Annotated in this window: 24 protein-coding genes; 18 read left to right on the top strand and 6 right to left on the bottom strand. The window is 35.4% G+C overall.

Going from position 1 to position 25,209, the window contains the following annotated elements:
* The first annotated feature begins 32 nt into the window (after positions 1-32).
* From acnA to J2Z26_RS05855, 8 genes are all read left to right on the top strand, one after another.
* Positions 33-2,741 carry an aconitate hydratase AcnA gene (gene acnA / locus J2Z26_RS05890; RefSeq protein ID WP_193536454.1) on the top strand — a complete coding sequence of 903 codons (2,709 nt, stop codon included), beginning with the start codon at positions 33-35 and terminating at the stop codon, positions 2,739-2,741.
* Positions 2,742-2,877: 136 nt separating this feature from the next.
* Complete coding sequence (locus tag J2Z26_RS05885; RefSeq protein WP_193536452.1) at positions 2,878-3,297, top strand: hypothetical protein; 420 nt, start codon at positions 2,878-2,880, stop codon at positions 3,295-3,297.
* Positions 3,298-3,312: 15 nt separating this feature from the next.
* The gene (locus J2Z26_RS05880) at positions 3,313-3,828 is read left to right on the top strand and encodes a peroxiredoxin family protein (RefSeq protein WP_193536450.1); all 516 of its coding nucleotides are present in this window, start codon (positions 3,313-3,315) and stop codon (positions 3,826-3,828) included.
* A gap of 128 nt (positions 3,829-3,956) precedes the next feature.
* On the top strand, positions 3,957-4,088 hold the full coding sequence (locus tag J2Z26_RS05875) for an FbpB family small basic protein (RefSeq protein WP_193536449.1): 132 nt from the start codon (positions 3,957-3,959) through the stop codon (positions 4,086-4,088).
* An 84-nt stretch (positions 4,089-4,172) separates the two neighbouring features.
* Positions 4,173-4,316 (top strand): acid-soluble spore protein N, encoded by a 144-nt coding sequence (locus tag J2Z26_RS05870; protein ID WP_193472931.1) that lies wholly within the window; start codon positions 4,173-4,175, stop codon positions 4,314-4,316.
* Between the two features lie 122 nt (positions 4,317-4,438).
* Complete coding sequence (gene tlp / locus J2Z26_RS05865) at positions 4,439-4,672, top strand: small acid-soluble spore protein Tlp (RefSeq protein WP_193536447.1); 234 nt, start codon at positions 4,439-4,441, stop codon at positions 4,670-4,672.
* Between the two features lie 110 nt (positions 4,673-4,782).
* The gene (locus tag J2Z26_RS05860; protein WP_193536445.1) at positions 4,783-5,211 is read left to right on the top strand and encodes an acyl-CoA thioesterase; all 429 of its coding nucleotides are present in this window, start codon (positions 4,783-4,785) and stop codon (positions 5,209-5,211) included.
* On the top strand, positions 5,212-5,520 hold the full coding sequence (locus tag J2Z26_RS05855) for a hypothetical protein (protein ID WP_193536443.1): 309 nt from the start codon (positions 5,212-5,214) through the stop codon (positions 5,518-5,520).
* 34 nt (positions 5,521-5,554) lie between these two features.
* Here J2Z26_RS05855 and J2Z26_RS05850 read toward each other — a convergent pair whose 3' ends face one another.
* The gene (locus tag J2Z26_RS05850) at positions 5,555-5,845 is read right to left on the bottom strand and encodes a HesB/YadR/YfhF family protein (protein WP_193536441.1); all 291 of its coding nucleotides are present in this window, start codon (positions 5,843-5,845) and stop codon (positions 5,555-5,557) included.
* Positions 5,846-5,923: 78 nt separating this feature from the next.
* The gene (locus J2Z26_RS05845) at positions 5,924-7,093 is read right to left on the bottom strand and encodes a CapA family protein (RefSeq protein WP_319638051.1); all 1,170 of its coding nucleotides are present in this window, start codon (positions 7,091-7,093) and stop codon (positions 5,924-5,926) included.
* A 199-nt stretch (positions 7,094-7,292) separates the two neighbouring features.
* Between J2Z26_RS05845 and J2Z26_RS05840 the strand changes: the two genes are divergently transcribed.
* Positions 7,293-9,080, top strand: a complete 1,788-nt coding sequence (locus J2Z26_RS05840; protein ID WP_193536439.1) for a S9 family peptidase — start codon at positions 7,293-7,295, stop codon at positions 9,078-9,080.
* Positions 9,081-9,109: 29 nt separating this feature from the next.
* On the opposite strand, the gene J2Z26_RS05835 is transcribed toward J2Z26_RS05840, so the two are convergent.
* Together J2Z26_RS05835 and plsY are read right to left on the bottom strand one after the other, a co-directional pair.
* Positions 9,110-9,313, bottom strand: a complete 204-nt coding sequence (locus tag J2Z26_RS05835) for a hypothetical protein (protein WP_193536437.1) — start codon at positions 9,311-9,313, stop codon at positions 9,110-9,112.
* Positions 9,314-9,473: 160 nt separating this feature from the next.
* Positions 9,474-10,058 (bottom strand): glycerol-3-phosphate 1-O-acyltransferase PlsY, encoded by a 585-nt coding sequence (gene plsY, locus J2Z26_RS05830; RefSeq protein WP_227413711.1) that lies wholly within the window; start codon positions 10,056-10,058, stop codon positions 9,474-9,476.
* Positions 10,059-10,215: 157 nt separating this feature from the next.
* On the opposite strand from plsY, the gene J2Z26_RS05825 reads away from it, so the two are divergent.
* The 8 genes from J2Z26_RS05825 to J2Z26_RS05790 all read left to right on the top strand — a co-directional run bounded on the left by J2Z26_RS05825 (position 10,216) and on the right by J2Z26_RS05790 (position 22,156).
* Positions 10,216-11,964, top strand: coding sequence for a glycosyl hydrolase family 18 protein (locus J2Z26_RS05825; RefSeq protein WP_193536435.1), 1,749 nt, complete (start codon positions 10,216-10,218; stop codon positions 11,962-11,964).
* 226 nt (positions 11,965-12,190) lie between these two features.
* Positions 12,191-13,432 (top strand): MDR family MFS transporter, encoded by a 1,242-nt coding sequence (locus J2Z26_RS05820; protein ID WP_193536433.1) that lies wholly within the window; start codon positions 12,191-12,193, stop codon positions 13,430-13,432.
* Positions 13,433-13,564: 132 nt separating this feature from the next.
* Positions 13,565-14,593, top strand: coding sequence for a GGDEF domain-containing protein (locus J2Z26_RS22385; protein WP_193536430.1), 1,029 nt, complete (start codon positions 13,565-13,567; stop codon positions 14,591-14,593).
* Between the two features lie 133 nt (positions 14,594-14,726).
* The gene (locus J2Z26_RS05810) at positions 14,727-15,140 is read left to right on the top strand and encodes a CoA-binding protein (RefSeq protein ID WP_193536428.1); all 414 of its coding nucleotides are present in this window, start codon (positions 14,727-14,729) and stop codon (positions 15,138-15,140) included.
* 380 nt (positions 15,141-15,520) lie between these two features.
* Positions 15,521-17,494, top strand: a complete 1,974-nt coding sequence (parE, locus tag J2Z26_RS05805) for a DNA topoisomerase IV subunit B (RefSeq protein ID WP_193536426.1) — start codon at positions 15,521-15,523, stop codon at positions 17,492-17,494.
* Positions 17,495-19,933, top strand: coding sequence for a DNA topoisomerase IV subunit A (parC, locus tag J2Z26_RS05800; protein WP_193536424.1), 2,439 nt, complete (start codon positions 17,495-17,497; stop codon positions 19,931-19,933). It begins immediately after the preceding gene.
* A gap of 166 nt (positions 19,934-20,099) precedes the next feature.
* The gene (ytvI, locus tag J2Z26_RS05795) at positions 20,100-21,140 is read left to right on the top strand and encodes a sporulation integral membrane protein YtvI (RefSeq protein ID WP_227413710.1); all 1,041 of its coding nucleotides are present in this window, start codon (positions 20,100-20,102) and stop codon (positions 21,138-21,140) included.
* An 89-nt stretch (positions 21,141-21,229) separates the two neighbouring features.
* Entirely contained in the window at positions 21,230-22,156 is a 927-nt protein-coding gene (locus J2Z26_RS05790; protein ID WP_193536420.1) for a magnesium transporter CorA family protein, read from the top strand.
* 77 nt (positions 22,157-22,233) lie between these two features.
* Here the strand turns inward: J2Z26_RS05790 and J2Z26_RS05785 are convergent, their stop codons facing one another.
* Positions 22,234-23,415 (bottom strand): alanyl-tRNA editing protein, encoded by a 1,182-nt coding sequence (locus J2Z26_RS05785; RefSeq protein ID WP_193536418.1) that lies wholly within the window; start codon positions 23,413-23,415, stop codon positions 22,234-22,236.
* Between the two features lie 268 nt (positions 23,416-23,683).
* Between J2Z26_RS05785 and J2Z26_RS05780 the strand changes: the two genes are divergently transcribed.
* The gene (locus J2Z26_RS05780; RefSeq protein ID WP_193536416.1) at positions 23,684-23,899 is read left to right on the top strand and encodes a hypothetical protein; all 216 of its coding nucleotides are present in this window, start codon (positions 23,684-23,686) and stop codon (positions 23,897-23,899) included.
* Between the two features lie 5 nt (positions 23,900-23,904).
* Here the strand turns inward: J2Z26_RS05780 and xerS are convergent, their stop codons facing one another.
* Positions 23,905-24,999, bottom strand: coding sequence for a tyrosine recombinase XerS (gene xerS, locus J2Z26_RS05775; RefSeq protein WP_193536414.1), 1,095 nt, complete (start codon positions 24,997-24,999; stop codon positions 23,905-23,907).
* Positions 25,000-25,209: the final 210 nt, after the last annotated feature.

The raw sequence follows: 25,209 nt of genomic DNA, 5'->3' as shown, positions 1-25,209 counted from the left end.
ATACTACTATTATTCAAGAGGGGGTAATACATATGGCAAAACAAGATGTTTTTAATGCACGTTCATCTTTTACAGTGAATGGCAAAACTTATAACTTCTATAACTTACAAGCACTTGAGAACGCAAATATTGGTAAAGTTTCACGTTTACCTTATTCAATTAAGGTGTTACTTGAATCCGTATTACGTCAAGTTGATGGAAGAGTAATTACAAAAGAGCACGTTGAAAACTTAGCGAAATGGGGAACTGACGAAGTTCGTGAAGTAGACGTACCTTTCAAACCATCTCGTGTAATTTTACAAGATTTCACTGGAGTACCTGCAGTTGTTGATTTAGCTTCTTTACGTAAAGCTATGGCTGATATCGGTGGAAATCCAGATAAAATTAATCCAGAAATTCCTGTTGATTTAGTAATTGACCACTCAGTGCAAGTAGATAGAGCGGGTACTGCTGACTCATTAGCATTCAACATGGATCTTGAATTTGAAAGAAACGCTGAGCGTTACAAATTCTTAAGCTGGGCTCAAAAATCATTTGATAACTATCGTGCAGTACCACCAGCAACTGGTATCGTTCACCAGGTTAACCTTGAGTTCCTAGCGAACGTTGTTCATGCTGTTGAAGGTGAAAATGGTGAATTTGAAACATTCCCTGATTCATTAGTTGGTACTGACTCACATACAACAATGATCAACGGTATCGGTGTTTTAGGATGGGGTGTAGGTGGTATTGAAGCGGAAGCTGGAATGCTTGGTCAACCTTCATACTTCCCAGTTCCTGAAGTAGTTGGGGTTCGTCTTGTTGGAGAACTTCCAAACGGAACTACTGCAACTGACTTAGCACTTAAAGTAACTCAAGTTCTACGTAAAGAAGGCGTAGTTGGTAAATTCGTAGAGTTCTTCGGACCTGGAATTTCACAATTACCATTAGCTGACCGTGCTACAATTGCGAACATGGCTCCTGAGTATGGTGCAACCTGTGGGTTCTTCCCAGTTGACGGTGAAGCACTAGAATACCTACGTCTAACTGGCCGCGATGAAGAGTTAGTAAAAGTAGTTGAAGAGTATTCTAAAGCAAATGGTTTATTCTACACTCCTGATCTTGAAGATCCAATCTTCACAAATATTGTAGAAATCAACCTTTCTGAAATTGAAGCAAATCTTTCTGGTCCGAAGCGTCCACAAGATTTAATTCCTCTTTCAGCTATGAAAGAATCTTTCACAAATGCACTTACAGCTACTGGAAACCAAGGATTCGGTTTAGCTGCTGATGACATTAATAAAGAAATCACTGTTAAATTTAACAATGGTGATGAAACAACAATGAAAACAGGTGCGGTTGCAATTGCTGCAATCACAAGCTGTACAAATACATCAAACCCTTACGTTATGTTAGGTGCAGGTCTTGTTGCGAAAAAAGCAGTAGAAAAAGGCCTACAAGTTCCTAAATACGTAAAAACTTCTTTAGCACCAGGATCAAAAGTTGTTACTGGTTACCTAGAAGATGCAAAATTACTTCCATACCTTGAGCAATTAGGCTTCAACACAGTTGGTTTTGGTTGTACAACTTGTATCGGTAACTCTGGTCCGTTAGCTGACGAAATCGAAAAAGCAGTTGCTGAAAGTGATTTACTAATCACTTCTGTTCTTTCTGGTAACCGTAACTTTGAAGGACGTATCCATCCGCTAGTTAAAGGTAACTACCTTGCATCACCACCATTAGTTGTGGCTTATGCTCTTGCTGGTACGGTTGATATCGATCTACAAAACGATCCTATCGGTAAAGACAAAGACGGAAATGATGTATTCTTTGGCGACATCTGGCCTTCAATGGACGAGGTTAAAGAAGTTGTTAAAAATACTGTTACACCTGAACTATTCCGTAGAGAATATGAAAATGTATTCAATGACAATGCTCGTTGGAATGAAATTGAGACAAGTGAAGACGCTCTTTACACTTGGGATGATGAATCTACTTACATTGCTAACCCACCATTCTTTGAAGGGTTATCTGCTGAGCCAGGCGAAGTTACGCCATTAAGCGGACTACGCGTTGTTGGTAAATTCGGTGATTCAGTTACAACTGACCACATCTCTCCTGCAGGTTCAATCGGTAAAGATACACCAGCTGGTCGTTACCTACAAGAGCGTGGCGTTACTCCTCGTGACTTTAACTCTTATGGTTCACGTCGTGGACACCATGAAGTTATGATGCGTGGTACATTTGCAAACATCCGTATCAAAAACCAAATCGCTCCTGGTACAGAAGGTGGATACACTACTTACTGGCCAACTGGCGAAGTAACATCAATTTATGATGCTTGTATGAAATACAAACAAGATAACACAGGTTTAGTTGTACTAGCTGGTAATGACTACGGTATGGGAAGCTCTCGTGACTGGGCAGCAAAAGGAACAAACTTACTTGGAATTAAAACAGTTATCGCTCAAAGCTTCGAGCGTATCCACAGAAGTAACCTTGTATTAATGGGTGTTCTTCCTCTTCAATTTAAAGATGGAGAAGGCGCTGAATCACTTGGTTTAACTGGTAAAGAAACAATCGAAGTTGCAATTGATGAGAACGTAAAACCACGTGACTTTGTAAAAGTTACAGCTACTGACGAAGCAGGGAACAAAAAAGAATTTGAAGTACTTGTTCGTTTTGATAGCGAAGTAGAAATAGATTACTACCGTCATGGTGGCATTCTACAAATGGTATTACGTGATAAATTGAAAGCATAATTATAAAACCAAAAAGGCAGAGATGTGATTGTTCACATTTCTGCCTTTTTCCTTTGGTCAAATAATTACTAAAATAACAAGAAGTGTGTTTTAATAATAAATATGTACGAACAATAGTCAGGTAGGAGAATAGTATATGTTATACGATAGTATTACAATTGGACCCTTTTTAATAAAGAATTTGTGGATTGTTTTATTTATAGCTGGGCTTGTCTCATATATTGTAATGGAGATAAGAATTAGAAAATTTCCTGATCTTCAACCATTGTTACTCAATGAAATTGGAAATGGTTTAGTCATTTGCTTACTACTATATAAATTCAGTATAGTCCTATTTAGACCCAGCATTCTTTTTACAAATCCTCAAGGAATTCTATTTTTCACAGGTGGAATAAAAGGTCTTGTGCTAGGTTTACTAATAGGTATTCTTTATTTAGGATGGCAGATTAAGAAAAACAAATTTAAGGTCAAGAATGTCTTTGATGTTCTAGGTTTTGGTATGCTAACCTCACTTACCACGTACTATTTATTGGTTACATTTCTTTACGAACAATAGGAGGCTTTATTACATATGAAGAAAAAAATAATTGCAATAGCCGTATTACTTGTTCTTGGTGGTTACGCGTTATATCAATCTGTTCTTAATAAACCAGTGACAACTGGTATAGAAATTGGAGAAGCAGCCCCCGATTTTGAATTACAATTATTAAACGGAGATAGTGTTAAGTTATCAAGTTTTCAAGGTAAAAAAGTTATTTTAAATTTCTGGGCCTCATGGTGTGGTCCTTGTCAAGCAGAGATGCCAGAAATGCAGGAGTTTCATGAGACCTATGGTGATGAAACAGTCATCCTAGCGGTAAATATGACAACAACTGAGAAAAGCTTGGATACAGTAACTAATTATGTAAGTGATAAAGAATTAACTTTTCCTGTACTACTAGATGAAACGAATAATGTGAGTACTTCCTATCAGGTATACTCAATTCCTACCTCATATTACATTGATACAGAGGGAGTAATTAGATACAAATACATTGGGGCTATGTCATTAGATATGATGAAGAGCGAAACCAAGAAAATGAATTAAGGTGATTTGAAACAAGAGTTTCTTTAGCTCTTGTTTTTATTTTTCAATAAATTTTCAAAAAGTTGTAATAATTACAACGTATTTTGGGAATTATTAATATTACAATAGTGTTAAAAGGGGTGAGAAAATTGAGAAAAATCAGAAAACAGTCATTTGAAGAATTAGTATTAGAAAATAAAAAGCAGTTACTTAAAGACCAAGAAGCTATGGATAAAATAGAAGCAAGGTTAGAACAAAAGATGCTTGGTAAGGCAGAATAGATACTACAAGAAGCCACTCCAAATATCTCCATACATGAAGACCTTATTGACTGGTGATAATGTATTATAGGAGGGGATTATTGCATGTCTAATCAAAACAACCAATACAACCAATTTAAAAACAATAAAATTGGAACTCAACCACGTGGCTTTGGAGGAAACAAAGGGAAAAAGATGCAGGATAAATCTGGGCATCAACCACAAGTTATTCAAACAAAAGGTGAATAATTAACTTAGTTAAAAGGGCGTGCTTTACGTCCTTTTATTTAATTTAAAAAATCCTCATAATTGTCTATCCTTTGTTGCAAAATATCTATGTAAATAAACGTCAATTAATAAGGAGGATACATATGACAAATCACCAAGCAAAACCAGATAACCGCAATGATAATGTAGAAAAGCTACAAGATATGGTTCAGAACACAATTGAGAATATCGAAGAATCTCATGAGACAATGCAATTTGCTTCAACAGAGGAAAGAGCAGCAATTGAAGCAAAAAACCAACGTCGTGAAGAGAGCATTGAAGCAATGAGAAATGAGATTCGTGATGAGGCTCAGGCAAGAGAAAACGGCAATATCTAATTTGTTCAAAAGACCAAACTTTAAAAGTTGTGGTCTTTTTTATTGGTATTTACTTCTTTTATCTCGTAAAATGAATGGTATACAAGCAGTACATAGGGGGAGAAAGATTCGTGCTAGTAAGTAAAAAAGAAGTAGAAGTAAGATATGCAGAAACAGATCAAATGGGTGTGGTATACCACGGAAACTATTTAGTGTGGTTAGAACTAGGACGTACACAACTTATTAAAGATTTGGGGTTTAGCTATGCAGCGATGGAGGAGGAAGGAATCATTTCTCCAGTTATTGATATTCAAGTATCTTATAAGAAACCTTTACGTTATGGGGATATAGCTGTAGTTAATACGTGGATTGAGCATTACGACGGGTTACGTGTGATTTATGGCTATGAAATACTAACCCCAACAAATGAGCTTGCTGTGAGTGCTATTTCTACTCATGTGTGTGTAAAAAAGAATTCATTCCGTCCAATACAAATTCGTAAAGTTTATCCAGATTGGCATGAAGCATATGAAAAAGCAAAAAAATCGGAAGTGAAGTAAATGGCATTCGGAATAAAAAAACGTGAACTAGAGGAGTGGAAAGAAAGCGTACGTTCTGGACAAATATCTTTTATAACACATTACTGGTATGACCCTCGTTTTCCTCAATGCAATACGGTGACAAAGGTTGGTTGCTCGGACATTGATAAGTTAATCAACTGGGGTAACCAATATGGTTTAAAAGCAGAATGGGTCCACGTAAGAGACACATATCCTCATTTTGATTTATTAGGTGACCGCCAACGCAGTATACTTCAAGAGGAGGGTATGCATGAGCAAATTGAACGTTTCATACAGCAAAAGAAGTGATTCCGCTCACGACGAATCACTTCTTTCATTAATATTAAGATATATATTCAAATTCCGGTTCTTCTTTTTTCTCATCAAAAGCTACTTTGAGATTATGATTGTCAAAATACCAAATATCAGCTTCTTCAACAAAAAATGTTATACCTTCTTCTTCAACCTTTATTGCTGATTCTACAGGTTTCTCAATACTAACACCAAGTGAAAAGCCACTTTGTAAGGAATTAAACCCACCATAACGTACAAAAAAACGAACACCGTCACCAGATTGTAAATTTAGTTCATCCTTATACCATTTCGCAGCCTTGTCAGACACCATTAATTCCATAAGTAACACCTTCCTTAAGGGGTATAGCCTTATTATACATTTAGGTATGTAGAGTATCCAATGAACAATAGGTGAATTTTAATCAAGCCACTGCTTCATATGGCTAGCCATTTCTTCAAATATAGAAGAAGAGTATCTTGTGCCAGAGGCTGCTGCAACCTCTAGTGGTACTACTTGAAATCTCCTGACATTTGTATTTGTTACATACGTAGGTGTAAATTGTGGATTGTGAATTGTTACCACTGATTTATTGTCTACCAGTTGTTTTGTAATATTAATCTCTAAGATGCCACCAATATCCTTATAATTTTTTACTTGTCCAGATAAAAAGTTACCTAGCGAATATACAACAAAGGTCTTGCTGCCATCATCCCTTGTAATCCATTCCATAGGTTGCAGAACATGTGGGTGATGTCCAATAATTAAATCAACACCTTCATTTGCTAGCATTTTGGCTAAGGATTTTTGCTCATCATTTGGGAAGAGTTGATATTCATTCCCCCAATGCATACTAACAACAAGTACATCTGCAACTTGTTTAGCGGCTGCTATGTCTGCTTTCATGTTCTCAGGTTCAATTAGATTGACGAGATACTCTTTTCCTTTGGGAACTGGAATGCCATTTGTTCCATACGTATAAGATAGGAAGGCAATCCTGATTCCATTACGGTTAAGAACTCTGATTCGCTCTTTATCTTCCTTATCACGATAGCCTCCAACATACTCCATCCCAATTTTATCAAAATAGGAAGTTGCATTTAGGACCGCTTTTTCTCCTCGATCTAATGTATGGTTATTGGCAATGGAAACGATATCAACTCCAGCATCTAAAAAGGCATCTGCAACCTCATAAGGACTATTAAACAGAGGATAAGTAGATAGGCCGATATCTATTCCACCGATGATTGTTTCTTGATTTGCTATAGTAATATCAGGACTTTGAAGCAGGTGCTTTACACTTGCTATATTCGGCTTGAAATCATAGCCAGTAGCGGTCTTTGCATCCTTGTAAACAGTGCCATGAATCAAGATATCACCAACTGCAGCAAGTGATATCGTTGCAGAATAGGATTTAAAAACAAATTCGGATTGTTTTGTAGAGTGGTCTGATATAGATTTAATTGTTGTGCTAGAAACTGCCTGTTCTCTTTCAAAATACATGGAGAAAAGTAAATAAGATATAGTGATTAGTAAAGTTAAACTTATAATAGACGCAAACAAGGTTAATTTTTGCTTCGATTTTTTCACTCACGTTAACTCCTTAAGTTCATTTAATCTTACTATATAATAAATTTGGAAAATTTACTCATATTTTGTGAAAAAAACAAGAATTTTAGCAGGAATAGCAGAAAAATATTTCAATAGCCGAAATAAAATACAAGGATTTTTCTTATTCATAGCGAATATTGTAAATAGAAATGCAATTTCATAGAAAGAGGGTCAGTACATGATTACTTTTAAAAAACCAGATGTAGAACAATTTTTTAGAACGTTTGCAATTCAAAATTTTGCAGTAAGTCCCGATGAGACACAATTAATCTTTAGTACGAATTTAAGTGGAAAGTATAATCTTTGGGCAATGGATTTGCCTAATCAGTTTCCTTATCCCCTTACGTTTATTGATCAAAGTAATCAAGAGCTTGTGTATGATAAGGAAGGTAAATTTATTATTGCTGGCTTTGATAAAGATGGAGACGAAAATACCCAATTATATGCTCTTCAAACACAGGGTGGAGAATTAAAACCACTTCGTACATTAGAAGGTCATCGTCATATGGGACCAATTCTTTCAAAGGATGGAAAGAGATTATTTTACACTTCAACTAAAGAAAATCCTATGTATTTAAATACATATTGCTACAATCTTGAAAACGGTGAAGAGTCAGTTATAAACGAAGGAAGTGAATCGGCTACCTATTTAATGGATGTGAGTCCAAATGAAGACAGCCAAATTTATTGGAGACACTTCGCTAATACGAACACGCGTGCGTATGTGTTGAATAATGGCACCTTCATTCAACTAACACCAGAAACCGATAAACAGCACACTGTTACAGGTGTAGTATTTACAAGTGATACGGAAACTTATTTACTTACAAACCACGAGGAAGATTTAACATACTTGGCAAAATATGATCTCACTTCTGGAGAATTTACAAAAGTTTTAGCTTTTGACAAAGAAGACTTGAATAACGTGAAGTTCAATAAAGAGCAAAATAAACTATACCTTACGAGTTCAAAAGGTGTTGTAGATTTCTTATATGAATATGATCTAGCTACAGGAGAGACAAATCCTATTGATACACCTACTAGTGTTATTGAAAAGCTAGTTGTATCAAAAGCTGGTAACTTATATATTCTTGGTCGTTCTGCAACACGCCCGTTCAATATTTACAAAAGAACTTCTACAACTAAAGCATGGCAAGCGTGTACAAATTACGGAGTTCCAGGGGTAGCTGAAGAGGAGTTAGTTGAGCCTGAAGTACTTACATATCCTTCATTCGATGGATTAGAAATCGAAGCTCTATTCTTTAAAGCAAAAGAAGAAGTTAGCAATGGACATGTCATTTTATGGCCTCACGGTGGCCCTCAAGCTGCCGAGCGTAAGTCATTCAGAGCACTATTCCAATTCTTAGTCAACCGTGGTTATAGTCTATTTGCTCCAAACTTCCGTGGTTCATCTAACTATGGGTTATCATTTATGAAAATGGTCGAAGGTGACTGGGGATATGGTCCAAGACTAGATAATATTGAAGGATTAGAATACCTTATTAAAAACGGCTACGCAGATCGTGAGAAAATTTTATTAATGGGTGGTAGCTTTGGTGGCTATATGGCCTTACTATTACATGGTCGTCATGCGGAGTATTTTAAGGCGGTTGTAGATATATTTGGACCAAGTGACTTATTCTCTTTTATTGATTCAGTACCTGAGCACTGGAAGCCTGCAATGGCACAATGGGTAGGAGACCCAGTTAAGGATAAAGAGAAGCTAATTGAATATTCTCCAATTACTCATTTAGATGGTATGATCAAACCTATGCTTGTTATTCAAGGTGCAAATGACCCTCGAGTTGTTAAGGCTGAATCAGATAAAATCGTTCAAGCGCTTCAAGATAAAGGAATCAATGTAGAATACCTCGTTTTAGAAGATGAGGGACATGGCTTCTCGAAAAAAGAAAATGAAATAAAAGTAAACAGAACGATTCTTGAGTTCTTCGATCGTTTTATTTAATAAAAAGAAATAAAAAAAAGACGTGCAACCTACCTCGGTTGTACGTCTTTTTCGTCTTCTAATTCGTCAATTATCAATAATAGTTCATCAAATGTAGAGATTTTCTTGCATGGTTCTCCACTACATTCTAAGTTAGAGCTGTAATCAAATAGTTCTAATGCAAACTCATTATTATGTTCAGAAGGGCTTACAGTTGCTTCATATATAAAATTACGTGGGTTGAGTTTTTGCATGCTCATCAACCTTTCATGTAGTTCTTATTTATATCATATAGCAAAATCCATGGAATTAACCCTTGAAATTTGACAAAACTGAAAACGTTTACACGATTTTAGAGGGCAGTAAGTACTCGAACCTCTTAGAATAGAAAAAACACACCCTGATAGGATGTGTTTAGAGCCACTTAATTTTAGGTTCTGTTTTGTTGATAATTCGTTTAATGTTAGCGGTGTGTTTAAAAATCACAAACGCCGCAAGTAAGGATAGGACAATAATTAAAGGAAGGTCTCCAAAGAATATACTATAGATGACACCATAGATACCTGTTAGCATGGATGAAAGTGAGACGTACTTTGATATGTATAAACAGATAAAGAAGACAAGTAGCATCGTTATAAAAAGAATAGGGCTATAAAATAAGAGCAATCCACCGGATGTTGCTACTGCTTTTCCACCTTTAAATTTTGCAAAAACAGGATATACATGTCCAATGACGGCAATGACCCCAACAAGTAATGGATGAAGGTCTGCACCTACTAGTATAGGTAATGCTGCTGCCAATGTGCCTTTTAGTATATCAGCTATTGTTACAATTAATCCCGCTTTCACACCTAAAGTACGAAACGTATTTGTTCCCCCTAAATTCCCGCTACCATGTTCACGAATATCAATCCCGTACCCAATCTTCCCAACAATTAGTGCAGAGGGTATTGAACCTAGTAAGTATGCAAGGATAATTACGAAAACTTCAAGTATCATTTACTTTTCCCCTTTTAAATCCAGCATGTCTTCCTATAATTGTACCACGTCAATACGAAAAAACATAACAATTATTCAATCAGCAAATCCTGTTAATTTGCAAATATATCTTTTCATTTGTCAAAAAATTTCGTAGTATGTCGGTAGGAGGTGTAGTATGTCGAGAATCGAAACGCATAAACAGAATGGAATAAAAACTTCTACAATCGTAGTGGGGTTAATTGCTTCACTCGTACTGATATCTACAAGTCTATTTTTCTTTATCTATCCATTTCCATCAGAAGAAAAAGTGATCTATACAAGCAAAGAGCACCCAATAATATATAAGGGAGAAATGATAGAGGAAGAAGCTTTAATAAAAGATAACATTGTTTATTTACCTCTTACATTTTTTAAAGAACATATTGATGACTCATTCGTAATGGATGTAGAAACGAATTCGATTATTATTACAACAACTGACAAAGTTATTCAAATGCCTACGGATTCATTAACCTATCTAGTTAATGAACAACCTTTCAAGGTAGAGATACCAATTCTACTAGAAAACGAGGAGATTCCATATATTGCTTTAGAGCTGCTTAAAAATCTATATCCGGTTCAAATAGAGCACCTTGAAGATTCGGGAGTAGTTATTGTAAGAACACATGGTGAACCTATCCTTTATGGAACAGTAGATGCGGAACAAAAAGTAGAAGAACTTCGACTTAGATCAAAAACTAGTTTAACTAGTCCTTACGTTGCAGAGGTTACCGAGAAAGAGCAAATTGAAATAATTAGAGAAGAAAACAGTTTTTATTATGTTCGTAAAAACAATGGTGTAGCAGGTTATTTACCCAAAGATTCTATCACTCTAGCAAACACAAGAATTGTTACAGTGGAATATGAAAGGGTAAAAAAAACACATCCTGCAATTCAGTGGCCAATTAATGTAACCTGGGAAGCTGTTTATTCAGTGAATCCAGATGTGAAAAAGCTTCCTCAAATGCCGGGTGTGAACGTTGTTTCTCCTACTTGGTTCCATTTGGAAAACAATGAAGGGGATATCTCAAATCTTGGTTCACTTGATTATGTGAATTGGGCAAAATCTCGAAACTATCAGGTCTGGGGTCTCTTTTCGAATGATTTTGATCCTGATAAAACCCATGAAGCCTTTAAAAATTATGAAACTAGAATGAAGATGGTGAGGCAGCTCCTTCAATATGCTGAAATGTATAAGTTAGACGGTATAAATATAGATATTGAAAATGTTCGTTCAGCTGACGGACCACTTGTCACTCAATTTGTTAGAGAGGCAACACCCTACTTCCACCAAGCTGGATTAATTGTTTCGATGGATATTACCTTTATATCAGGTAGTGAAATGTGGTCCAAGTTTTATGAACGAGAAAAGCTAGCGGAAATTGTCGACTATATCATGGTTATGGCCTACGATGAACATTGGGGGACGTCTCCTGTGGCGGGTAGTGTAGCAAGTTTACCATGGGTTGAAAACAATCTTAAGGAGCTTTTAAAAGTTGTCCCACACGATCGACTCATCCTAGGTGTGCCTCTATATGCAAGGATTTGGAAAGAACAAGAAACAGAAGGTGGAAACATTGAAGTTTCTTCCAAGGCTTATAGCATGGATGTGATTCGGGAGTGGATAGAAGAGCGAAATTTAACCCCGAACTATGATGAAGCCACGGGTCAAAATTATGTAGAATATCGAAATGAAGAAGAGAAAGCGACCTATAAGATTTGGATTGAAGATGAGCTTTCACTTCAAAAAAGAGGACAGCTTGTTCATAAGTATAATCTTGCAGGTGTTGCGACCTGGTCCCGTTTTTTTGCAAATGACTTGGGATGGATTACACTTGATGAGTCGTTAAATAAGCTAGAGGCAACAACTGAAAAAAGTAATTAATAAACTGGCCAAATCTATAAAAGATTTGGTTTTTTTTTGTAGTATTGACTTTTTAATCTAAATAAGTAAAAATATAGTTAATTTCATAGAAATCTAGACTGATAAACCGTGGCTAATGTCGCCCTTATGTTTTTTCATAAGCCGGTCTTGTATCTTTAGTAGAGATATGAGACCGGCTTTTTTGTATTAACCAACATTCGTGTTACAAGAAGGAGAGTTATTCAAGGTGATCAAATTATTGCTGAAGCTTCATCCAATTATTTCAGTACTACTTATTGGTTCATTATTTTCTAGAATTGCCAATTCAATGAGCTTACCTTTTTTGGCAATTTATTTAGCAAAACAGACTGATTTAACTCCACTTATGATAGGTGTGGTCATTGGTGCAGCTCCATTGGCAAGTACATTATCTGGTATCCTAGGAGGGTATTTGTCGGATAAGTTTGGTAGAAAACAAATTATGCTTTTATCTATTTATTCTTGGGGATTTGTATTTATAGGTTTTGCACTTGCCAAAGACCCTATTATTTTTCTCCTATTAAGTATTCTTAATGGTATATGTAAGGCATTTTTTGAACCTGTATCTCAGGCTCTTATGGGAGACTTAACAGAGCAGAAATTGAGAGCAAAGGTATTCTCACTACGCTATACGGTTATTAATGCTGGGGTTGCAATTGGTCCATTACTTGGTGTGTTTATTGGGTTATCATCCAGTGGAATTGGATTTATGATTACAGGGCTTTTTTATTTCGTTTATTCTATTGTCTTACACCTGTTTACAAGTAAAGTTTCAATACCAGTACAAAAGAATAAGACCGTTTATTCTATGAAACAATCTCTTATAATTATAAAAAGAGATAAAGTTTTAATGTATTTTATTTTAGGAGCATGTATTACGCAAATCGGTTTTGCTCAATTTGCACCATTATCTCATCATATGAGTACAACTTTTGAAAAGGGTGTTATCTATTTTGGCTGGATGATGACAACAAACGCATTGGTAGTAGTCCTTGCACAACTACCTCTTTCTTCAATATTTGAACGTTTTTCTACCATTACAGGGGTATATGTTGGTAACGGACTATATGCTATCGGAGGTTTAGGATTTGCATTTTCAAATAGTTTAACTGAGATGATCCTCTCTATGATTATTTTTACTTTAGGCGAGGTTTTATGTTTTCCTGCTGGTACCATTTTAATAGATAATTTAGCACCGGATCACTTACGTGGTAGTTATTATGGGGCAATGAATTTTACCGAATTAGGAAGGTTTCTTGGACCTACATTGGGAATGTTCCTATACTCAACTTTAAATATATCCTGGCTATTCAGCATTATTTTCATTTTATTATTAGTAAGTAACTGCATTTATATGGTAGGTAATCGTTTATGGGAAAAGCAATCAAAGCAGGATTCCTTATCTGAGGAGAATCCTCTAACTCCATACAATAAAATAGGTACTGTATAAATAAACGAACTGTAATATCTAAAAGTAGTTACATTGATAAAAGTACTTTTAATGCGAAACTAATATAACTCTGTGATATAATAACTTAATTATACAACTAGTTTTAATTTGTTAATAGGGGGCTAGTTAACAGTGTCACAGCAACTTACAAAATTTGAACAGTTTAAACAACGACTTTATTTATGGGTCATACCAATATTAGTCTTGGCCCTTTTAAGCATTTTTTTGGATTGGGATGGAAACCTTGGCTTCTTAGAATACATTGGTGTATTTTTAATAGTCTGGTATGTTTGTATATGGATTTTAATCTTTAAAGGAAAGGCTTTTCGTATCATTGAACTACTAACCTTGGTGATAAATAGTGTAATTCATCTTATTACTACCTTTACGGTTACGTATACAGCTGCTATCGAAAAGCATGATATGACGGGTAGTATTGGCTACTGGACGACACTAACATATATTTATATTTTTATTACTATTTATGGTAGAGTTGGAGCGATATATTCTTTCGTGCTTTGGTTATTAACTTTATTTATAACTTTATCGTTTTGGGATAGTTTGTTAGGAGGATTTAAGAGTAATTTTTCACAATATATGTTAGCGAATTTAGTTTATATAATCTTTCTTTTTTCTGCTCGGAAGTTGATCAGAAATTATACAAAAGCTGAAATCCTTGAAGAAATGGCTTATCAGGATCAATTAACGGGTATAGGAAATAGAAGACAACTATATATGTGGATTGAAAGCTTTATTCAGAAGAGCAATACAAATTTTTCAGTTATTTTCTTTGATATTGATCGGTTTAAGAAAGTGAATGATGAATTCGGCCATAAGACAGGCGACCAAGTTCTTGTTGAGTTTACCACTGTTATCTCAAAGGTATTAAGTAAAGAAGACTACTTTGGACGTTGGGGTGGAGAAGAATTTGTCATTGTATCAAAACGTACATTTGAACAAACTGTTCAATTAGCCGAAAAGTTAAGAAAGAATGTAAAAGAACATTCTTTTACTGAAATAGGTAACTTAACCTCAAGCTTTGGTGTTGAGAAATATAAAATGGGTGATAATGCAGAAACAATATTAGATCGTGCTGATAAAGCATTGTATAAAGCAAAACAAGAGGGACGTAATAGAGTTTGTGTATATAAGGATAAGTGAGGATAGTGAAGTGAATAAAATGCTCCACTATTTTTTTTCGACAAAAACTGTTAAATGCAGAAGGAATAATGAACCATATTACCGAAATACTAGTGTAAGAAGATGTATGGTATATGAAAGGAGAAATCGATCCATGGCAATAAACATCCCTACTAGAGAAGAGATTGGAAAAATACTTAAGGATAGTAAGCGAATTGCTGTCGTTGGACTATCTGAAAATCCAGAGAAAACGTCTCATATGGTTAGCAAAGCAATGCAAGATGCTGGCTATGAAATTATCCCTGTGAACCCGACAGCTGATGAAGTGCTCGGAGTAAAAGCAGTGAAATCGCTTAAAGAAATTGAGGGTCACGTGGATATTGTTAACGTATTTCGCAGATCCGAACATTTATTCGATGTAGCTAAGGAATTTGCAGAAATTGATGCCGATGTATACTGGGCTCAATTAGGGCTTGTGAATGAAGAGGCATATCATTTCTTGAAAGAAAAAGGGTACACAGTAATTATGGATCGTTGCATAAAAGTAGAGCACGCACTGACGAAATAGCATTTATAGGTAGAGAAAATAGCTAGTTGAGCAGGTTTTCCTTACATAATGAATCGTTCAAAAGTCCTTGTTTCTACAAGGATTTTTATTTTTTCCCTAAATGAGGGTTTGCTAAATTTCGATAAACATATAAAATATAGCTTGGACAATCTTTTTTAAAAGAGAAGCTTAGCGCAATAAGCTTCATTTTTTTCGGTTACTTTCATGGGGAAAAGCCGAATTTATGACATTAATTTATTGCAAGTCAACTGCTAGTTGGCTGTTATATGATAAAATAGAAACAGATGTTCTTGTGGGGAGTTAACAACAAATCAACTTTGTTGTTAACCGGAAAACATTTTGTCACTTTTTGTTTTCCGGAATAGAAAGGGGTATGTTCTTTGGCTAAGCAGCAAACGTTTGACTATAATGATGATGCGATACAGGTCTTAGAAGGGCTGGAGGCAGTTCGAAAAAGACCGGGAATGTATATTGGAAGCACAGATAGCCGCGGATTACACCATTTGGTTTATGAAATCGTAGATAACTCTGTTGACGAAGCATTAGCAGGTCATGGAGATCACATTATTGTCAAAATTCATAAAGATAATAGTATAAGTGTTCAGGATAAGGGAAGAGGAATGCCAACTGGAATGCATAAGCTTGGTAAACCAACACCAGAGGTTATTTTAACAGTATTACATGCAGGTGGAAAATTTGGACAAGGTGGGTATAAAACGAGTGGAGGGCTACATGGTGTAGGTGCCTCTGTTGTAAATGCATTGTCTGAATGGTTAAAAGTGACAATTAAGCGTGATGGAAGCATTTACGAACAAAGATTTGAAGATGGTGGAAAGCCTGCTACAACACTGGAAAGAATTGGCAATACGAATCAAACAGGGACAACAATACACTTTAAACCGGACCCAACGATTTTTAGTTCAACGGTCTATAACTATGAAACGCTATGTGAAAGACTTAGAGAATCTGCCTTTTTATTAAAAGGTTTAAAAATAGAGCTAATTGATGAACGTCATGACCAAAAGGAAGTTTTCCATTACGAAAACGGAATTGAGGCATTTGTTAGTTACTTAAATGAAGAAAAAGATGCGTTACATCCTGTTGTTTTCTTTGAAGGTACACAAAACAGTATTGAAGTAGAATATGCCTTCCAATTTAATGATGGGTATTCAGATAATGTACTGTCCTTTGTAAACAATGTTCGTACAAAGGACGGAGGTACACATGAAGCAGGTTCAAAGACGGCTTTAACTCGTGTCATTAATGAATATGCAAGAAAGGTCGGCTTACTAAAGGAAAAGGATAAAAACCTTGAAGGTTCAGATATTCGTGAAGGTTTAACCGCAATTGTGTCTGTTCGTATTCCAGAGGAGTTACTTCAGTTTGAAGGGCAAACAAAAGGCAAGCTTGGAACAAGTGAAGCAAGATCGGCGGTTGATTCAGTTGTGTCCGAAAAACTTAACTACTTCTTCGAAGAGAACCCAGAGACAAGTGGACTACTCGTTAAAAAAGCAATTAAAGCATTCCAAGCTCGAGAGGCTGCTAGGAAAGCGAGAGAAGAAGCAAGAAGCGGGAAAAAAAGAAAACGTTCTGAAGCGATGCTAAGTGGAAAATTAACGCCTGCGCAGTCACGTAATCCACAGAAAAATGAGCTTTATTTAGTCGAAGGAGATTCTGCTGGTGGATCGGCTAAACAAGGTCGTGACCGCAGGTTTCAAGCTGTTCTACCTTTACGAGGTAAAGTTATAAATACAGAAAAAGCTAAGCTATCAGATATCTTTAAAAATGAAGAAATCAATACAATCATCTATGCAATTGGTGGCGGTGTTGGCCCCGAATTTTCAGTAGAGGATATTAACTATGACAAAATTGTTATTATGACCGATGCTGATACGGATGGAGCGCATATTCAGGTCTTACTTTTAACATTCTTTTACCGCTATATGAGACCACTGGTTGAAGCTGGGAAGGTCTTTATTGCACTACCTCCTCTTTATAAGGTAAGCAAAGGTACTGGTAAGAAGGAAGTCATTGAATACGCTTGGTCTGATGACGAGCTTAAGGGTGCGATTGCTAAGATTGGCAAAGGGTATATTATTCAGCGTTATAAAGGTTTAGGTGAGATGAATGCCGACCAATTATGGGATACGACAATGAATCCTGAGACGAGAACGCTTATTCGTGTGCGTATTGATGATGCAGCTAGAGCAGAACGTCGAGTGTCTACATTAATGGGTGATAAGGTTGAACCTCGTCGTAAATGGATTGAGTCAAATGTGGCATTTAGCCTTGCAGACGAAACAAATATTTTAGATAATGAGAACTTATCGGTCGTAGAGGAGGAACAACAATAGATGGAACAAGTAGAGAAATTTAGAGACTTACCTCTTGAGGATGTACTCGGCGACCGTTTTGGACGTTATAGTAAATATATTATTCAGGAGAGGGCATTACCTGACGCAAGGGACGGTCTGAAACCTGTTCAACGAAGGATTCTTTATGCGATGCATGTGGAAGGTAATACGGCGGATAAAGGGTTCCGTAAATCAGCAAAAACAGTCGGTAACGTTATCGGTAACTATCATCCACACGGTGACAGCTCGGTCTATGAGGCAATGGTTCGTATGAGCCAGGATTGGAAGCTTCGCAATCTACTAATTGAGATGCACGGAAACAATGGTAGTATTGACGGTGACCCACCTGCAGCGATGCGTTATACAGAGGCCAGATTATCTGCAATCGCATCAGAACTGTTACGTGATATTGATAAACGAACAGTAGAACTCGTTCCAAACTTCGATGACACAAGTAAGGAGCCGACTGTTCTTCCTGCGATGTATCCAAACCTTTTGGTTAATGGTTCAACAGGTATTTCCGCTGGGTATGCAACCGAAATTCCACCGCATAACTTAGGTGAGGTTATTGATGGTGTAATTATGCGCATTGATAATCCTGTATGTACAGTGGATGACCTAATGAAGGTAATTAAAGGACCTGACTTTCCAACGGGTGGGATTATTCAAGGTGTAGATGGAATCCGTAAAGCGTTCGAAACAGGAAAAGGGAAAATCATCATTCGAGGACTAGCTGAAGTTGAAGAGACACGAGGAGGCAAGCAGCAAATTGTCATAACTGAAATTCCCTTTGAGGTAAATAAAGCGAATTTGGTTAAGAAGATTGATGAGTTCCGTCTTGACCGTAAAGTTGAAGGAATTAGTGAAGTTCGTGATGAAACGGATAGAACTGGTCTACGTATTGTCATTGAACTAAAAAAGGACGCTGATGCAAATGGTGTTCTAAACTATCTTTATAAAAATAGTGATCTTCAAGTACCTTTTAATTTTAATATGGTTGCGATCTACAATAAACGACCGACGTTAATGGGCATCTCACAATTTTTAGATGCGTATATTAACCATCAAAAAGAAGTGATAACAAATCGTTCTAATTACGATTTAGAGAAAGCTCGTGAGCGTCACCATGTTGTTGAAGGGTTAATGAAGGCATTATCTATTTTAGATCAAGTTATTGCAACAATCCGTGCTTCTAAGGACAAACGAGATGCGAAAAACAACTTGATGGAGCAATATCAGTTTACAGAGCCACAATCTGAAGCGATTGTTTCTTTACAGTTATATCGATTAACAAATACTGATATTACAGCATTACAACAGGAAGCAGAAGAATTGGATAAGAAAATTGCTGAGTTACTTTCTATACTAAACAATGAAAGTAAGCTATTAACGGTTATCAAAAATGACTTAAAGAAAATAAAGAAAACATATGCAGATGATCGTCGATCAAAAATAGAGGATGAAATTGAAGAAATCAAGATTAATCTTGAAGTAATGATTCCTTCTGAGGACGTGATTGTGACTGTTACTCAAGATGGTTATGTTAAACGTACAAGTCTACGGTCGTATGCAGCTTCAAATGGCCAAGATTTCGGCATGAAGGACACAGATACGTTAATCAGACAGATTGAGATTAATACAACCGATGTTGTCCTGTTCTTTACGAATAAGGGGAACTATTTATACTGTCCAGTTCACGAATTACCAGATATTCGTTGGAAGGATCTTGGGCAGCATATCGCGAATATCATCAGTATTGATCGTGATGAACGGATCATTGAGGCCATCCCAATTAGGAGCTTTGAAACGGAAGAATTCCTATTGTTTGTAACTAAAAATGGTATGGTTAAGAAAACCGAACTATCACAATACAAAGCAACAAGGTATTCAAAGCCACTAGTTGCTATTAATCTTAAAAATAATGATTCGGTAATAGATGTTTTTGTAACAAATGGTAACCAAGATGTATTCCTGACAACCTCCTATGGTTATGCACTTTGGTTTAGTGAAGACGAAGTGAGTATCGTGGGTGCAAGGGCAGCTGGAGTAAAAGGGATTAACCTAAAAGATGGCGATCATATTGTTGGAGGAAAGGTATTTGACCCAGCTGAATCCCCAGACATCGTTGTGGTCACTCAACGTGGAGCCGTTAAGAAGATGAAGTTAACTGAATTTGAAAAAGCATCAAGGGCAAAACGTGGAGTTATTATGCTTCGAGAATTAAAAGCAAATCCACATCGAATTGTTGGGGTTGCGTTCGTCTCTAAACATGATGAACTACTCTTGAAAACGAGAAATGGAACAACTGAGAGTATTAACCCAGAAGATTTAAGGCCAAATGATCGCTACAGTAACGGATCTTTTGTTGTTGATACTAATGAAACTGGAGATGTAGTGGAGTTATTAAAACTTACAAATAAAGAGAAACAAAGTGAATAAAAAATAGAGCTGTTAAGGGTTTAGCCCTTAACAGTTTTTTAAATGGACCGTATTAGATTTTGATTTAAATAAACATGTGTATGTTGTAAAATAGAGCTAGTTTAAAATTTTTCACATTAAAGTAAGATAGTAAATTAGTTTCCCTGAGAGAAGGTACAGCCGCTTGATGAAAAAGCAGTATATAGTAATAGCTATTCTTACAGCACTTATTCTTTTTCTAATACCGTATTCAGTTCCACTTATTTTAGCTTTTCTTACGGCAGTCGCACTTGAACCACTTGTTCGGTATATTCATACAAAACTAAATGTAAAGCGGATATATTCTGTAACAATTACATTTTTCCTATATTTAATTGTACTTTCATTCTTATCTTATATCAGCATAACAGTGATAGTTGATCAGTTGATCATGTTTGTTCGAAACATACCATTTTTTATTGCTTCCTTCGATATCAGTAGAATCGAGTCATTGATGGTAAGATGGGGAAATTTCTCAGAAAGTTTACCGATTGAGTTGGTAGAATCCATTGAAAGTGCAGTCATTTCACTTAAAGCAATTTTAATCGATATTGCAAAACGGTTAACGGAAGGGCTATTTACAATTTTATCGAGTATTCCAGAATTTTTATTTCAATTTCTTGTTTATGTAATCGCTGTTTTCTTATTTTTAAATGAGCTGCCTAGAATCTATCAAAAAATAAATCAATCGTTAGAGAAAGAGACAAAAGCGAAAGTAACAATTCTTTTATCTCAATTAAATAAAGTATTAGTTGGATTTCTAAGAGCACAGATTATACTAAGTGGGGTTACATTTGCAATTGCTTATATTGGGTTAATATTGCTTGATAGCAGTTATCCAGTTGTTTTATCATTGTTGATTGTTCTAGTTGATTTACTTCCAATCTTAGGTACTGGTTCATTTATCGTGCCATGGGCGGTTTATTGCTATATCGATGGTGATGGTGCTACAGCAATTGGATTAATCATCTTATTTTTAGTCATTACAGTTGTTCGAAGAGTTATTGAACCTAAGATCTTCTCAAATAATCTTGGCATTAGCGCATTGGCTGCACTTGTAAGCATGTATATAGGCTTCCAATTGCTTGGATTTATCGGTCTCTTAGCTGGTCCAGGACTTATTCTCCTATACGATGCTTTAGTTAAAGCTGATATCATTAAGAATCGATTTAAATTTGTAAAAAGCTGAAAGAGCATAACCTTTCAGCTTTTTTGTTATTTTAATTTAAATTATGTTAACACTAATCAATATCTATCATTGTGAGAGGTTAGTGTATTATGCTTTGTTACAAGAAAAAAGAAAACAAAATTACTGATTTAAAATCTTTTCATGCACCCGGTAAAGACGAGCAAATTTGGTTTCATTCACGTGACGAGAATGAACTTAAAGCGTGTTACGAGAAAGCAAATATTCATCCCTTAGCTAGAAGAGCGATGAAGTCTAAAGATGGCGAGCCAAGGGTTGATGTTTACAAAGATCATGCTTTTATTTGCGTGAAAATCATTCAAGATGATTTTAGTTTTGTATCATTAAATATAGTAGTAGCTGACAGTTTTATCATTTCAACCGTAATGAAGGATATAAAAGATATAGAAGAGATTCAGAAACAATTCAAAACGCATCCTGAACAAATGGTGTCAACCGGACATATTCTGTATCATATCATGGATGCTATTTCATCTGATTACCTAGAAATGGTCGATATTATTGCTGATGAAATCCAACAAATTGAAGAAAAGGTATTTATAAAGCCATTTTCAAATGAAATTGGTCATGAAATACATAACAAAAAATTTAAACTCCATGAAATGCGACAAATCATTGAAGCACAAGAAAATGTTATAAAGGATATTGGTCATACTGAATTCCCTTATGTTAATGAGGAATCCGGCTTTTATATGAACGATTTAATTCAAAGCTTTTCTCGCGTGACAGGTGCATTTGATTCTTTTAAAGAAAATTTGACGAGTATTTTTGATTTGCAAATGTCGTTGAAATCAGATCACATGAATATCATTATGAAAACATTAACCCTAGTTAGTGTAATTTTTATTCCAATGACTTTTATTGCTGGATTATATGGGATGAACTTTGAAAAAATGCCGGAGTTAAAATGGGAATTCGGTTATTTATATGGAGTATTGCTAATGTTTGGAATAGGGGGAGCAACAGCAACTTATTTTAAGAAAAAAGGATGGTGGTAAATAAAAAGGAAAGTCTTTGTGAATTAGTCACAATGGACTTTCCTTTATAACCAGTAGTACTCCTTTGTAAGATGCAATTATCTATCGTTTTCAATGATTCTTTTTTCTAAAAAAGTAACAAACTGAGTCATTAAATCACAAGAGTTAAAAGCTCCTTGAGCAGAACTAGCATTTCCTCCACCTTTCCCATTAAAAGAAGGGAGGTGCTCCTTAAATAATTGACCGCAATGTATAGTTTGAGTGCCACTATGCGATAATAATACCTTTTTTTCACTTGTAGAAATTAATAGCAGTAACTTATCAGTCCTGTTTACAACCTTTTTGCTTAAGCTCTGTAATTCTTTAAATGTTTTTTCCTCAAACGTTTGAATGATCATGGCGTTGTGGGTATTATTTAGTAAATCTTGAGCAAGAAATTCATCATTTTTTTCTCTTAGTTGCTCTAACTCTTTCTGCAACTGTTTATTTTCGTTTTCTAGTTTGGTAACCGTGTCAGTTAGTTGACTACGATTAGTACTAAATTTGCTTGATAGTTTTTGGAGAATCATACTGGATTCTTGATAATCCATAAGTGCACGTTTACCACATTTAAAATGTAATCTCATATTACCCTTTTGCTTTTCTGTTTTCAGTAATTTCATAACCCCTAATTGTCCTGTTGACATGACGTGCGTTCCACAGCAAGCAGAAGTATCGATACCTTTTATTTCTACAATTCGAATTTCTTCTGAAACTTCGGGCATTTTTCTCAGGGGAAGGGAAGTTAGCTGATCCACAGTTACTATATATTTATCAATTGGAAGATTCTCATAGATGTATTCATTAACTTTATTTTCAATAGAATTCATTTGTACTTCAGTTAATTCTGAAACGGATAAGTCAATCGTCACAGTATCTTCACCAAGGTGAAAACTTACTGTATGGGCATCATATAATTCAATACAAACTGCTGACAATAAATGCTGACCTGTATGCTGTTGCATATGATCAATTCTTCGGTTATAGTCGATTTTACATGAAACAGTAGAGTTGGATGGAGGATGTGGGAGAATGTGATAGATTTCATCACCTTTTTCAACTACATCTAACACTTGAATACTATCTATATAGCCGTGGTCAGCTGGTTGACCGCCACCTTCAGGATAAAATGCAGTTGCAGCCAATGTTACAAGATACTTTTCATTTTCTTCAATTACTTCTTTTACCTCTGTATCCCAGCTTGATAGAAGGGGAGAAGTGTAATACAGTCTGTCAGTCAAAAGTTTCATTCCTTTCTTACAATCGTGTACTAATATTACTGTAAAAATGCTGAAATTTCCATTTTTAAAAAGATTACCATAATAATATTATGTAAACCAAGTGTTAAAAATATAAATGATAGAAGAGACCCTCAAAAAAATTTTCAAAAATTTTTCAGTCTTTTTGGTCTAAATGATCCTTACATTCAATATTTTTAATAGAGAAGATAGATTATATTTCTTTATTTTTTCTTCTTCAAAAAATATTGAATGTAAAGGGGATAAAACAATGGCTGTCGTACATTTCTTAGAAAACAATTCGGTTGTATTAACACAATTATTACAAAATATTCCTTCAATTAATCAGGATGTAAAAATTAAAGGTCGAAAAGGTAAAGTTGTAAATGTAAGCCAAGTTGAAGAGAACGTTATTAATGTGTATGTTGAGCTAGAAAAATTGCTTAAAAACCAACCAGTCCTTAATGATAAAAAGAAGAAAAAATAGATAGCCTACTGTTCATAAAAATCATCTTTTGGAATGTCCATTCGATCCACGGCACTTTTTAGGTCATCATTTTTAATATGCGTATATATCATTGTTGTTTGAATAGATGAATGACCTAATTGCCGTCTAAGTTTTGGAACATCGTTAATTTCAGAATGATACCTTGTGGCAAATGAATGTCGTAGTTTGTGTACAGATAGAGCTGGTTTGCCAAAGGCAATTGCATATTTTTCGATTAGCTTCTCAATTGAACGAGCAGTAAGACGTCTTGATTTTCCTTTAGGTCCCATTGGAGCTGCTACGAATAACGCTTTGTTATTCTTATCTACCTGATATCGGGTTTCTCTTATTTTAAGGTACTCTTTTAGGTCATCCATAGCAATCCTACTGAAGAAAACATACTGCTCTTTATTTCCTTTACGAATAACACGTGCTGAGAATTTGTTAAAATCGATATCGTCTAAATCCAAATTCACCACTTCTGATAAACGTAAGCCAGAGCCCAATATTAGTGAAACAATCGCTGTGTCACGTTCATGGTTCAAAAGATAAAAGTTTAATAGTTTCTTATTATCTTTGCTAAGTTCCCCGTAATCATATGCAATAAATCGTCTGAACTTCTCATATTCATCTCCAAGCAAGATTTTCCCTTCCATTTTGTTCGCAAGGGTTTCCATACTTTGTTTAAGTTCATTAAATTCAACTTTAGCCATCACATTTCGTTTTAGATAAGGCTGTAAATCACGTGTTTCTGCAATGTTTTGAAGATAGTTGAAGAGGGACTTTAAAGCAGATAACTTTCGGTTTACAGTAACTTCTTTATTATTTAGTTCAAACTGAAGAGCATTTAAGAAACCTTCAACCTGTTGGATTGTTAGTTTTTCTAATAGTTCTAAAGGGACGTCTTTTATAACTCCATTATGTAGTTGCTCTGATAATACCCAATTGAAGAAGATCTTATAATCGTGACAATAATTTAGTAAAGAAGCGGCCGAAAGTTTTCTGCGTTTGTGGTTGATGTATTCTTCAACATACCAAGGGAGTTCCTTAAGGATTATTTGTAATTTCTTATTATGTTGTTGCTGAGCTTCATTAGCCATGAAATTTCACCTCAATAATACTAATTCTACAAACTAAGCTTTATTCCTTCTTTTATTACGTCAAATTTATATTTTACGTAATAATCTAAAATGTTTATTTACGGTACCTTCTCCTCATTCTATAATGTTCAATTGATAAAAAACATTCTTTTAGCCCTCTCTCTTTTATTTAACATAAAAAATGACCTTAATTATAGTGATACACGAACG

The organism is Cytobacillus luteolus (assembly GCF_017873715.1).
GTDB classification, from domain to species: Bacteria; Bacillota; Bacilli; order Bacillales; family Bacillaceae_L; genus Bacillus_BV; species Bacillus_BV luteola.
Note: the sequence above shows the minus strand (reverse complement) of the source record. Positions and strands in the feature narration are given on the sequence as shown.

What these genes read in the sequence shown, in the direction of transcription:
- acnA (WP_193536454.1), top strand. Translation starts at nt 33, where the DNA reads ATGGCAAAACAAGATGTTTTTAATGCACGTTCATCTTTTACAGTGAAT.
- J2Z26_RS05780 (WP_193536416.1), top strand. Translation starts at nt 23,684, where the DNA reads ATGGCTGTCGTACATTTCTTAGAAAACAATTCGGTTGTATTAACACAA.
- tlp (WP_193536447.1), top strand. Translation starts at nt 4,439, where the DNA reads ATGACAAATCACCAAGCAAAACCAGATAACCGCAATGATAATGTAGAA.
- J2Z26_RS05855 (WP_193536443.1), top strand. Translation starts at nt 5,212, where the DNA reads ATGGCATTCGGAATAAAAAAACGTGAACTAGAGGAGTGGAAAGAAAGC.
- J2Z26_RS05825 (WP_193536435.1), top strand. Translation starts at nt 10,216, where the DNA reads ATGTCGAGAATCGAAACGCATAAACAGAATGGAATAAAAACTTCTACA.
- J2Z26_RS05810 (WP_193536428.1), top strand. Translation starts at nt 14,727, where the DNA reads ATGGCAATAAACATCCCTACTAGAGAAGAGATTGGAAAAATACTTAAG.
- J2Z26_RS05850 (WP_193536441.1), bottom strand. Translation starts at nt 5,845, where the DNA reads ATGGAATTAATGGTGTCTGACAAGGCTGCGAAATGGTATAAGGATGAA.
- plsY (WP_227413711.1), bottom strand. Translation starts at nt 10,058, where the DNA reads ATGATACTTGAAGTTTTCGTAATTATCCTTGCATACTTACTAGGTTCA.
- J2Z26_RS05835 (WP_193536437.1), bottom strand. Translation starts at nt 9,313, where the DNA reads ATGCAAAAACTCAACCCACGTAATTTTATATATGAAGCAACTGTAAGC.
- parC (WP_193536424.1), top strand. Translation starts at nt 17,495, where the DNA reads ATGGAACAAGTAGAGAAATTTAGAGACTTACCTCTTGAGGATGTACTC.
- ytvI (WP_227413710.1), top strand. Translation starts at nt 20,100, where the DNA reads ATGAAAAAGCAGTATATAGTAATAGCTATTCTTACAGCACTTATTCTT.
- J2Z26_RS05840 (WP_193536439.1), top strand. Translation starts at nt 7,293, where the DNA reads ATGATTACTTTTAAAAAACCAGATGTAGAACAATTTTTTAGAACGTTT.
- J2Z26_RS05790 (WP_193536420.1), top strand. Translation starts at nt 21,230, where the DNA reads ATGCTTTGTTACAAGAAAAAAGAAAACAAAATTACTGATTTAAAATCT.
- J2Z26_RS05880 (WP_193536450.1), top strand. Translation starts at nt 3,313, where the DNA reads ATGAAGAAAAAAATAATTGCAATAGCCGTATTACTTGTTCTTGGTGGT.
- J2Z26_RS05885 (WP_193536452.1), top strand. Translation starts at nt 2,878, where the DNA reads ATGTTATACGATAGTATTACAATTGGACCCTTTTTAATAAAGAATTTG.
- J2Z26_RS05870 (WP_193472931.1), top strand. Translation starts at nt 4,173, where the DNA reads ATGTCTAATCAAAACAACCAATACAACCAATTTAAAAACAATAAAATT.
- xerS (WP_193536414.1), bottom strand. Translation starts at nt 24,999, where the DNA reads ATGGCTAATGAAGCTCAGCAACAACATAATAAGAAATTACAAATAATC.